This window comes from Bacillus sp. JJ675, from assembly GCF_036963165.1.
GTDB lineage: Bacteria > Bacillota > Bacilli > Bacillales > Bacillaceae > Bacillus > Bacillus glycinifermentans.
The window spans coordinates 26,605-26,958 of the sequence record NZ_JBALMR010000103.1; the positions used below are offsets into that span (position 1 = coordinate 26,605).

The 354-nt window shown below is 54.5% G+C and carries 1 pseudogene; it reads right to left on the reverse strand.

Annotated features, from left to right (window positions below):
- Positions 1-354 (reverse strand): annotated as a pseudogene (locus tag V7126_RS22490) (extradiol ring-cleavage dioxygenase); the annotation flags it as partial.

Consider the following 354-nt stretch of genomic DNA (forward strand, 5'->3'; position numbering starts at 1 on the left):
GGCATGCATTCCGGCCCCCTTACCAAATGATGGCTGAGCGCGCCGCTGCTGATGAAGACGGTTTTTTTCCCGCTTTCCTTCAACACTTTGCCGGCAAGCTGCCCCCAACGATACGTTTCATCAAGGTTTGCTGCAAGCGTTACCGATAAATCAATGACCGGAATATCCCCTTTCGGAATGAGATAGCGGAGGGGGACGACCGTTCCGTAATCCCAGCAATAGGCGGGATCATTGACGGGAATGACGGGAAGCCCGCCTTTGACGCCGGCTTCTGCAAGTTCTCCCGCAAGCCCGGGATCTCCCGGATAATCGTAAGGCACATCGGAAATTAAATTCGGACATTCGAGCGCAGTC